This is a genomic window from Geminicoccus flavidas (genome assembly GCF_009806515.1).
GTDB lineage: Bacteria > Pseudomonadota > Alphaproteobacteria > Geminicoccales > Geminicoccaceae > Geminicoccus > Geminicoccus flavidus.
Genome location: NZ_WUJP01000424.1, coordinates 1 through 9,190, shown reverse-complemented (window position 1 = coordinate 9,190; position 9,190 = coordinate 1). Strand labels below are relative to the sequence as shown.

11 protein-coding genes and 1 pseudogene are annotated in these 9,190 nt (G+C 69.5%); 7 read left to right on the top strand and 5 right to left on the bottom strand.

The features are described 5' to 3' along the window. A pseudogene (nadE, locus tag EQG76_RS11955) lies at nucleotides 1–205 on the bottom strand (NAD(+) synthase); the annotation flags it as partial. A 520-nt stretch (nucleotides 206–725) separates the two neighbouring features. Between nadE and EQG76_RS11950 the strand changes: the two are divergent. Together EQG76_RS11950 and EQG76_RS11945 are read left to right on the top strand one after the other, a co-directional pair. Continuing rightward, nucleotides 726–947: a hypothetical protein gene (locus tag EQG76_RS11950; protein WP_159713626.1), complete on the top strand. Its 222-nt coding sequence runs from the start codon at nucleotides 726–728 to the stop codon at nucleotides 945–947. Further along, nucleotides 947–1,480, top strand: coding sequence for a hypothetical protein (locus tag EQG76_RS11945; protein ID WP_159713624.1), 534 nt, complete (start codon nucleotides 947–949; stop codon nucleotides 1,478–1,480). The genes EQG76_RS11950 and EQG76_RS11945 overlap by 1 nt, the downstream gene beginning before the upstream one ends. Here EQG76_RS11945 and EQG76_RS11940 read toward each other — a convergent pair. After that, nucleotides 1,411–1,923, bottom strand: a complete 513-nt coding sequence (locus tag EQG76_RS11940; RefSeq protein WP_159713622.1) for an opioid growth factor receptor-related protein — start codon at nucleotides 1,921–1,923, stop codon at nucleotides 1,411–1,413. The genes EQG76_RS11945 and EQG76_RS11940 overlap by 70 nt on opposite strands. A 57-nt stretch (nucleotides 1,924–1,980) precedes the next feature. Further along, nucleotides 1,981–2,454, bottom strand: coding sequence for a Cys-tRNA(Pro) deacylase (gene ybaK / locus EQG76_RS11935; protein ID WP_159713630.1), 474 nt, complete (start codon nucleotides 2,452–2,454; stop codon nucleotides 1,981–1,983). A 144-nt stretch (nucleotides 2,455–2,598) separates the two neighbouring features. On the opposite strand from ybaK, the gene EQG76_RS11930 reads away from it, so the two are divergent. Continuing rightward, nucleotides 2,599–3,825: a putative DNA modification/repair radical SAM protein gene (locus EQG76_RS11930; RefSeq protein WP_159713620.1), complete on the top strand. Its 1,227-nt coding sequence runs from the start codon at nucleotides 2,599–2,601 to the stop codon at nucleotides 3,823–3,825. After that, complete coding sequence (locus EQG76_RS11925; RefSeq protein WP_159713618.1) at nucleotides 3,822–5,279, top strand: UdgX family uracil-DNA binding protein; 1,458 nt, start codon at nucleotides 3,822–3,824, stop codon at nucleotides 5,277–5,279. Before EQG76_RS11930 ends, EQG76_RS11925 begins: the two co-directional genes overlap by 4 nt. A gap of 3 nt (nucleotides 5,280–5,282) precedes the next feature. Here EQG76_RS11925 and EQG76_RS11920 read toward each other — a convergent pair whose 3' ends face one another. Then, nucleotides 5,283–6,170: a DUF72 domain-containing protein gene (locus tag EQG76_RS11920; protein ID WP_159713616.1), complete on the bottom strand. Its 888-nt coding sequence runs from the start codon at nucleotides 6,168–6,170 to the stop codon at nucleotides 5,283–5,285. A 126-nt stretch (nucleotides 6,171–6,296) separates the two neighbouring features. Between EQG76_RS11920 and EQG76_RS11915 the strand changes: the two genes are divergently transcribed. Beyond that, entirely contained in the window at nucleotides 6,297–6,617 is a 321-nt protein-coding gene (locus EQG76_RS11915) for a plasmid stabilization protein (RefSeq protein WP_159713614.1), read from the top strand. Nucleotides 6,618–6,668: 51 nt separating this feature from the next. Then, nucleotides 6,669–7,172, top strand: a complete 504-nt coding sequence (locus EQG76_RS11910) for a YciE/YciF ferroxidase family protein (RefSeq protein ID WP_159713612.1) — start codon at nucleotides 6,669–6,671, stop codon at nucleotides 7,170–7,172. Nucleotides 7,173–7,235: 63 nt separating this feature from the next. On the opposite strand, the gene EQG76_RS11905 is transcribed toward EQG76_RS11910, so the two are convergent. Next, a complete protein-coding gene (locus EQG76_RS11905) occupies nucleotides 7,236–8,399 on the bottom strand; it encodes an FAD-dependent monooxygenase (RefSeq protein WP_159713610.1) in 1,164 nt (387 codons plus the stop codon). A gap of 162 nt (nucleotides 8,400–8,561) precedes the next feature. Here EQG76_RS11905 and EQG76_RS11900 point away from each other — a divergent pair. Continuing rightward, on the top strand, nucleotides 8,562–9,190 hold a 629-nt coding region (locus EQG76_RS11900), incomplete at its 3' end, for a bifunctional transcriptional activator/DNA repair enzyme AdaA (RefSeq protein WP_407925533.1).

Below are 9,190 nucleotides of genomic sequence, written 5' to 3'. Positions count from 1 at the left end.
GCGGGTCCTGGAGCAGGAGGTCGTCGATCGCATAGCCGGACAACGAGAGCTCCGGGAACACCGCCACCGCCACCGCCTGCTCATGGCAGCGCCTGGCCATCGCCAGGATGGTCCGGGCATTGGTCATGGGATCGGCGATGCTGCAGGTCGTGGTACAGGCGGCGATCCGGGCAAAGCCGTGGCGGTAGATGGAACGGAAAGTCATGCGAGCCCCGAGCCGGTTGCTGCGGAGAGAATAGGGGAGGCGGGCGGAGGTTTCACGTGGCCAGGACCAGGGCTCCGGGTTCGTTCGTGTAAAAAGCCATGCCGGTGGCGCTCGGGTTCGTTCGTGCAAATTGCTGTGCATGGCTTCAGCAGAAGTGGCATGGCGTGATCCAGTGGACTGGGCAGGCAGGATAGCATGGACATACCTGCGGTCCCATGGGCGCTCGTGAGGCGAGAGGGTCGGATCAAGGAAGAAAAACTCGGACAATTCTGGCAAAATGATTCCTTAATTCCGCATCTACTTCTTGGGTGTCCATCTGGTTTCATGGATGAACCATCATGCTCGTCTGCTCCTGTGCCGCTTGCGCCGAAGCGGTGTTTGCGGACTACATCGTATCCGGCCGGTGCCGGCTCGAAGCAGGCCCAGGGAAGGGTGAAGGGCGGATGGCACAGGTTCATGCGGTTCAGGTGAAAGAACCCGTCCGGGTGGTGCGGAGCGGGCGGCGGAGACCGTGCCGGAAATGTGGGTGCAGCCGGTTCGGAACATCGTCGATGCGGTGCGGCTCGTCGCCGAGGCCTGGCCGCTGACCGTGGAGGAATGCCGCAGCGCGCTCGGCGGCGAACTGCACTACCAAGCCATCGCCTATCACTGCCTGCGCCGGGCGGCCTGCCGCTACCCAGTTCGGCATGAACGTCAAGCAGTGGATCGACGCGCCGGTGACGCCGCTGTTCCAGGCTCTTGATGCGCAAGCAGGGCGGCTTCGAGCCCATCCCGGACATCGTGATCTTCCGCCCGGCGATCGGCGGCGACTGGCGGCGGCGGAACCGGCAGGCGACGCTCAGGCACATGCTGGCCGCCATCGAGGTGAAGGCGTCCGAGCGGGCCAGTGGCCGCCTCCGCGCCGGCGAGATCATCTGCGACATCCGCAAGCTCGCGGCGCATCGCGACGAGCTGCGCCATCGCGGCGGCGACATGCATCCGATGATGATGGTGAGCGACACGGCACCGCTGGCAGACGAACGCATGCCCGCGGCGAAGCTCGAGCTGGCGCGCGCCGCAGCACAGGCCCAGGGCGTCGGCTTCCTCTATGTCTCGCCCACGGCCACCTGCATGGAGCTGGCGATGGCGCTGCCGGAGGAGAAGCCGGTCCAGTTCGCCTTCGACTTCATGATGGCTGATGCGGTCCCGGGGCCGGTTGCCCGGGTTCAGGTAGCGCGTCCGCCCGGAGGCTTCCCGCCGCCTGCACCCTCGGCCTGCACCGCGGCGTCCCAGTAGCGCCGGTTGCCGGGCGCGATCCGGGTCCCGGTGGCTTCCACCCGGGCGATAATCGCCGTGTAGAACCGGCGGGCGGCCTCCGGCCCGCTCAGGATGGACAGGCTCTGCAGGATCCGGCTGATCCGCAGATGGTTGTGGTCGCTCGGCACCAGCCAGTCGTCGGTCTGCCGGTAGAAGACCAGCATCCGCTCGGTCGCCCGGGCGAGATTGGCCAGGGCTGCCGGATCCGCACGGATCGCCTCGATCTCTTCACCGGTCAGCACCGGGGAGTGCGGCTGGGCCATGCTGCGGGTCGGCAGCGGGAACAGCCACTGGATGTAGTCGTGGATACGTTCCAGCTGGCGGTCGGACAGGGCCAGCACGCTGTCCAGGCTGCGGCCGGCGCCATCCTTTCCGTGGCCGGACAGGTAGGCGTGGATCGGACCGGCGGTCCCAGGCGACATCGCACTCTTCCCCTGCATCCTGCCGGACAAGAAGACTGGCCGCCGGTGAAGGGTTCCTCAGGCGACCAGGGAGGCGATCTTCGCGTCCAGCGCCGCGCGGGCATCGCCCGGCGCCATGCGGAGCTGGAGGCCGCGCTGCCCGCCATTGAGGAAGACATGCTCCTCGTCCATGGCGCTGGCCTCGATCGCGACGGGCACACGCTTCTTCTGTTCGAACGGGCTGATCCCGCCGACATGGTAGCCGGTCAGCCGCTCGGCATCCGCAGGGCGCATCATCTGGGCGGACTTGCCGGCAAACGCGGCGGCGAGCTTCTTCATGCTGACCTCGCGGTCGGAAGGCACGATCACGCAGACCGGCCGGCTGTCGACCTCGGCCATCAGCGTCTTCAGCACACGGTGCGGGGGAACGCCGATCGCTTCCGCCGCCTGCAGGCCAACCCGGTCGGCGTCCGGGTCGTAGTCGTAGGTGACGGTCTCAAACGTGACCTTGGCCCGCTGGAGGAACTGGGTCGCACGGGTGCTCTTGGACATGCCGGGTGATCTGGGCGGGACGTGGCTGCGTATACCGATCCAGGCGGCGGCCGGTCCGCTGGCCAGGGCCGCCACGCTTGCTCGTGCGCGGCTCGGACTGGAACATAGCGGCAACCTCGATGGCTGCCGGCGAAGGTCGAGCGGATGGACGTCCAAAGCAAGCTGGAAATCCTGGCCGATGCCGCGAAATACGACGCGTCCTGCGCGTCGAGCGGCACGGAGAAGCGGCATTCGGCCGACGGCAAGGGCATTGGCTCCACCGAGGGCATGGGGATCTGCCATTCCTATGCGCCGGACGGGCGCTGCATCTCGCTGCTCAAGATCCTCTTGACCAATGCCTGCATGTTCGACTGCCGCTACTGCATCAACCGGTCGTCCTCGAACGTACGCCGGGCGCGCTTCACCGTGCGCGAGGTCGTGGACCTGACCCTCGACTTCTACAAGCGCAACTATATCGAGGGCCTGTTCCTGTCCTCGGGCATCATCCGCAGCCCGGACTACACGATGGAGCAGCTGGTCCTGGTGGCGCGCACCCTGCGGGTCGGGCACGGGTTCCGCGGCTATATCCACCTCAAGACCATTCCCGATGCGGCGCCCGAGCTGGTGGCCGAGGCCGGGCTCCATGCCGACCGGCTCTCGATCAATATCGAGCTGCCGACCGAGACGGGCCTGAAGACACTGGCGCCGGAGAAGGACGTGCGCGCGATCCGGCGCACCATGGGTGACCTCAGGGTGCGGCTGGAGGAGGCCACGGAGGAGAAGCGGCGCAGCGTACGGGCACCGCGCTTCGCGCCGGCCGGGCAGAGCACCCAGATGATCGTCGGCGCGGACGGGGCATCGGACCGGACCATCCTGGACACGTCGGCCAATTTGTACGGCTCGTACCGGCTGAAACGGGTCTATTATTCCGCCTTCAGCCCGATCCCCGACGCCAGCGCCGGCCTGCCGCTGGCGGCACCGCCGCTGCTCCGCGAGCACCGGCTCTACCAGGCCGACTGGCTCCTGCGCTTCTACGGCTTCACCGTCGACGAGATCGCGCCCGCCTCGGGTATGCTGCCGCTCGACATCGACCCGAAGCTCGCCTGGGCGCTCCAGCACCGCGACCGGTTCCCGCTCGACCTGAACCGGGCCAGCCGCGAGGAGCTGCTGCGCGTGCCGGGGCTGGGCACCAAGTCGGTCGAGCGGATCCTCTCGGCCCGGCGCTTCCGGCTGGTGCGCAGCGACGATCTCGCCCGGTTGCGGGTGCCGGTTGGCAAGGTGCTGCCGTTCGTGGTGCTGCCGGACCACCGGCCGGCCACCAGGCTCCTGGACGGGGAGCGGCTGGTGGAGCGGCTGCGGCCGCCGGCCCGGCAGCTCGAGCTGGCCTTGTGAGCTATCTGGCGGAGCTGGCCTCGCCGGTCGACCTGGAGGGCTGGCGGCGCTGGGCCAGGGCGTTTGCACTGGCGGGCACGCCCGGCGAGGCGATCGAGTGGCGGGTAGCCGGGGAGGCAGCGGGACTGTTCCAGCCCGAGCCGGCGCCGCTGCCGGGTGCGGAAGCCGGTTTCTCCGTGCCGCGCCGCTTTCTCCAATTGGCGGAGACGGCGATCTGCCACCGGGACCCGGAGCGGTTCGCCCTGCTCTATGCGCTGCTCCAGGCGGTGCTGCGCCAACGCGACGTGCTGGCGGTGGCGATCGACCCGCTGGTGGCGCGGGTCGCCGGGATGGCCAAGGCGGTGCGCCGCGACATCCACAAGATGCATGCCTTCGTCCGCTTCCGGGCAATCGAGGCCGAGGACGGGGGGCAGCAGTTCATCGCCTGGTTCGAGCCGGAGCATCATATCGTCGAGGCGGCTGCGCCATTCTTCCAGCGGCGCTTCGCTGCGATGCGCTGGTCGATCCTGACCTCGGAGCGCTCAGTGCACTGGGACGGGGCGGAACTCAGCTTCGCCGGTGGCGTGCCGCGCTCGGCGGCACCGTCCGAGGATGCGCTGGAGGAGCTCTGGCGCAGCTACTACGCGGCGATCTTCAACCCGGCCCGGCTGAAGGTGCAGGCGATGCGCTCGGAGATGCCGGAGAAATACTGGAAGAACCTGCCCGAGGCCCGGCTGATCCGGCCATTGGTGGAGAGCGCGGAACGGCGTGCCCGCGAGATGGTTGCTGCGGTACCAGCGCTGCCCAATCCGCAGCCGCAACGACCCGCCATGCAACCCTTGGGAGCGAGCGCCATGGCCGATGCCCAGGCCGTCACCCGGCTGGAGGAACTGCGCGCCGAAGCCGCCGGCTGCCGCAACTGCCCGCTCTGGGCGCCAGCCACCCAGACCGTGTTCGGCGAGGGGCCGGAGCATGCCAGCGTGGTGTTCGTCGGCGAGCAGCCGGGCGACAGCGAGGACCTGAAGGGCCGGCCGTTCGTGGGTCCCGCCGGGCAGCTGTTCGACCGGGCGCTGGGCGAGGCCGGGCTCGACCGGCAGAAGGTCTATGTCACCAATGCGGTGAAGCACTTCAAGTTCGAGCCACGCGGCAAGCGGCGCATCCACCAGAAGCCCAATGCGGGCGAGATCCGCGCCTGCCGGCCCTGGCTGACCGGCGAACTCGCCACGATCCGGCCGAAGCTGGTGGTGGCGCTGGGGGCGACTGCGGTGCAGAGCCTGATCGGCAAGGCGACTTCGCTGCGCTCGGTGCGCGGCCAGGTGCTGAAAACCGACAACGACGCCGAGATGATGGCGACGGTGCACCCGTCCTACCTGCTGCGCGTGCCGGACGAGGCGCTGCGGGCAAGCGAGTACGCGAAGTTCGTGGAGGACCTGCGCCTGGTGGGCGAGCACGATCCGAGCGTGCGGATGGGTTGAGGCTCAACCGGCCTCTGCCGGCTGGAGCCGGTCGATCAGGGCCAGGGCATCGACCGGGGCTGCCTGCTGCATGGTGTTGTCGAAGTAGAGATAGACGTCGCGCGGCACGGGCGCGGGAGCGCCGCCGGGCGCGATGATGCGGCCGTCGGTCATGGGCAGGCCCTGGCTCCAGGCCTGGAGGCGAGCCGCCCAGCGGTCCAGCGAGGCCGGGTCGTAGCTGCTGCGGTAGAGCTGCTCGCCGCCATGGAGCCGGCAATAGGCGAAGTCGGCGGTGAGGTCGAATAAGGCCGGCCAGCGGGGAGCGTCGGCGGCGACCAGGGCCACGCCGTGGCGGCGGAGCAGGGCGACGAAATCGGGCGTGCAGAAGCTCTCGTGGCGGATCTCCACGGCATGGCGGATGCGGCCGATCCCGTCCGCCGCGAGCCAGGTGTGCTCGCCGACATGAGTGTCGTGGCGCAGGGCCAAGGCGAGGGCGGCCGGTCCGTCCTTGGGCAGGAGTGCCAGGAAGGCCGCGAACGGCTCCGGCTCGAAGCGGAAGCCCGGCGGGAACTGCCAGAGGATCGGGCCCAGCCGGTCGCCCAGGCGCAGGACGCCTGAGGCCAGGAAGTTGGCGATCGGCGTCTCGGGGTCCGTCAGGCCGCTGTCATGGGTGATGAAGCGCGGCGCCTTGACTGCGAACACGAAGCCTTCCGGCGTGGCCTCGGCCCAGCGGGCGAAGGTCGCGGGCTTCTGCAGGCCGTAGAAGGTGCCGTTGATCTCGATCGTGCGGAAGACCCGGGCGGCATGGGCCAGCTCGGCGCGCTGGGGCAGGCCCCTGGGATAGAAGCCGCCGCGCCAGGGCGGGTAGGTCCAGCCCGAGATGCCGATCCGGATGTCGCCTGCCTGCGCCAATCGCCGCCTCCTTCGCGTCGAGGCTGAAACTCGGCGGGGGGCGGCAGGTTCTCCGGTGCCAGGCAGTCAACGGGGAACTCACTGGCGGCAGGGCGGTTCTTGAGGCAGCCAGAACTGGAGGCATCGATGCCACAGGGCGACAAGTCCAAGTACACCGACAAGCAGAAGCGCAAGGCCGAGCATATCGCGGAAGGCTACGAGGCGCGCGGCGTGTCGGAGAACGAGGCCGAGCGGCGCGCCTGGGCCACCGTCAACAAGGACGACGGTGGCGGCAAGAAGAGTGGCGGCTCCGGCAAGGGCGCCCATACCGGCCATCCGGCCGCCCACAAGGGCGGCGAGAAGGGCGGCAAGGCGTCGGCGTCCCGTTCGGCGGCCGAGCGTTCCGCGTCAGCGAAGAAGGCGGCAGCGACCCGCAAGCGCAACGCGGAACAGCACGCGCATCACTGACATTCAGTATTGGCCACGGACCGAGCAGGATCCGGGCCGGGAGAGAAAGCCATGGGTCTATTAACGAGCGATATCAAGACGATGGATGATCTGTTCGTCCATCAGCTCCAGGACATCTACTACGCGGAGCAGCAGATCACCAAGGCCTTGCCGAAGATGATCAGCAAGGCGACCAACCCGCAGTTGAGGTCTGGCTTCGAGCAGCATCTGCGCGAGACCGAGAACCAGCTCCAGCGCCTGGAGCAGGTCTTCAAGATGCACGGCGTCCAGGCCAAGGGCGTCACTTGCCCGGCCATCGATGGGATCATCAAGGAGGCCAACGAGGTGGCCGGCGAGGTCGCCGACAAGGAGGTGCTGGACGCGGCGCTGGTGGCCTCCGCCCAGGCGGTCGAGCATTACGAGATCACCCGCTACGGCACGCTGATCGCCTGGGCCAAGCAGCTCGGCCGCAACGACTGCGCCAGCGTGCTCCAGCAGAACCTGGACGAGGAGAAGGCGACTGACGTGAAGCTGACCCAGATGGCGGAAGCCAAGATCAACCGCGCCGCCACCTGACCAGTAGTCGATCCTTCGCATGGATGGCCCCGCCGGTAAGCCCGGCGGGGCCATCTGCCGTGTTCAGCGCAGGTCCAGCTCGGCCAGGCGGAAGGCGATCCTGCGCTGCAGGGGCGGGAGGCGGGTCACGGTCTGCAGCGCCAGGTTGCGCAGGAGCCGGGCCGGCGTCGAGCGCACGGTGGCGATCCGGGTGATCCGGTCGGTCATCGCCACCAGGCGCTGGGCGTTGTGCCGGCGTGCTGTCGCCCAGGCGTCCAGCCCGGCCGTGTCGCCCTGGCGCAATGCTGCGATCAGCGGGCGGGCCAGGCTCACTGCGTCCTGGATGCCGGTGTTCATCCCCTGGCCGCCCGCCGGGCTGTGGACATGGGCGGCATCGCCGCACAGGAGCACGCGGTCCTTGCGGAAGGTCGCGGCGACGCGGTGATGGATGCGAAAGCGCGAGCTCCAGACCAAGTCGCGCGCCACCGCCCGCTGTTGCTGCGGCCCGCGCCGGTCCAGGAGCGCCTGCGCGGTGGCGAGGTCGGGCTCGGCCGGGGCGTCGGCCATCGTCGCGACGATCCGGTAGCGTCCGCCCGGGAACGGCACCACCACCATCAGCCCGTCCGGCGACAGCATCAGGCTCGCCTCGTCCGGGCCGAGCGGCCAGTCCATGTGCAGGTCGGCCAGGACGAACGATTCCTCGTAGGTGCCGCCGACAAAGTCGATGCCGGCCGCCTCGCGCACGAAGCTGTGGCCGCCATCGCAGCCGACCACGTACCGGGCAGCCACCTGCTGCGTGCCCAAATCTGTCTCCAGGTCGGCCAGGACCTGGTCCGGCGCCTGCTCCAGCCGGACCAGGCGGCAGGGCCGTGCCACTGTGCCGCCGCGTGCGGTCAGGCACTGATGCAGGATCTGCTCGGTCCGGTCCTGCGGGCACATCAATACGCAGCGATAGGCGCTGGGCAGCCGGTCGAAGGGAATGGTGGCGAGCAGCCGGTCATGCTCGCGCATGCGGAAGACCTGGACGGCATGGCCGGCGCGCAGCAGCTCCGCCGTGACGCCCAGGGGCTCCAGCACTTCCAGCGTGCGCGCATGGATCACCGCGGCGCGCGACAGGTTGCTGCCCTCCGCCAGCCGGTCGACCAGCAGCACGCCGCTGGCCCCCTGGCGCTCCAGCTCGGCGGCGAGGCTGAGCCCGGCCGGCCCGGCACCCACCACCAGCACCTCACAGTCACGCGGCAGCACCATCGCCAGCCATCCCTCCAGCCCTGACCAGGACCGGTGGTGACGCAGGGCGGATTGCGGCGCAAGCCGCGGAGTGCGGCAACCGGCGGCAAGCATCAGGATGCGTCATGCAGCGGGCGTGTCGCCTTCGGCCTCACGTTGCCGCCAGGAGATCGCTACATGACGATGACGCAGATCGACATCCGGGGCATCCGGCCGACCAGCATGGACCAGGGCGAGTTCCAGACCGACGAGGCACGCTGGGCGGCGGTGCAGGCGCGTGACCAGGCAGCGGACGGTGCCTTCTGGTTCGCGGTGCGCACCACCGGCGTGTACTGCCGGCCGTCCTGCAAGGCGCGGCCGGCGAAGCGCGAGAATGTCAGCTTCCACGACAGCCCGGCCGAGGCGGAGCGGGCGGGCTTCCGGCCCTGCAAGCGCTGCCGGCCGGACCTGGAGCCGCAGGACCGCCACCAGGCCCAGGCGGTCGCCAAGGCCTGCCGGCTGATCGAGACGGCCGAGGAGCTGCCGGACCTGGCCCATCTGGCCGATGCCGTGGGCCTCAGCCGGTTCCACTTCCACCGGCTGTTCAAGGAGCGGACCGGGCTCACACCCAGGGCCTATGCCGCGGCCTGGCGGGCGCGGCGGGTGCGGGCAGAGCTTGGCCGCAGCGAGACGGTGACCGCCGCCATCTACGATGCCGGGTTCAACTCCAACGGGCGCTTCTATGCCGAGGCCGGCAAGGTGCTGGGCATGCGCCCGACCGAGCTGCGCCAGGGCGGGCAGGGACGGCGGATCCAGTTCGCCGTGACCGGGTG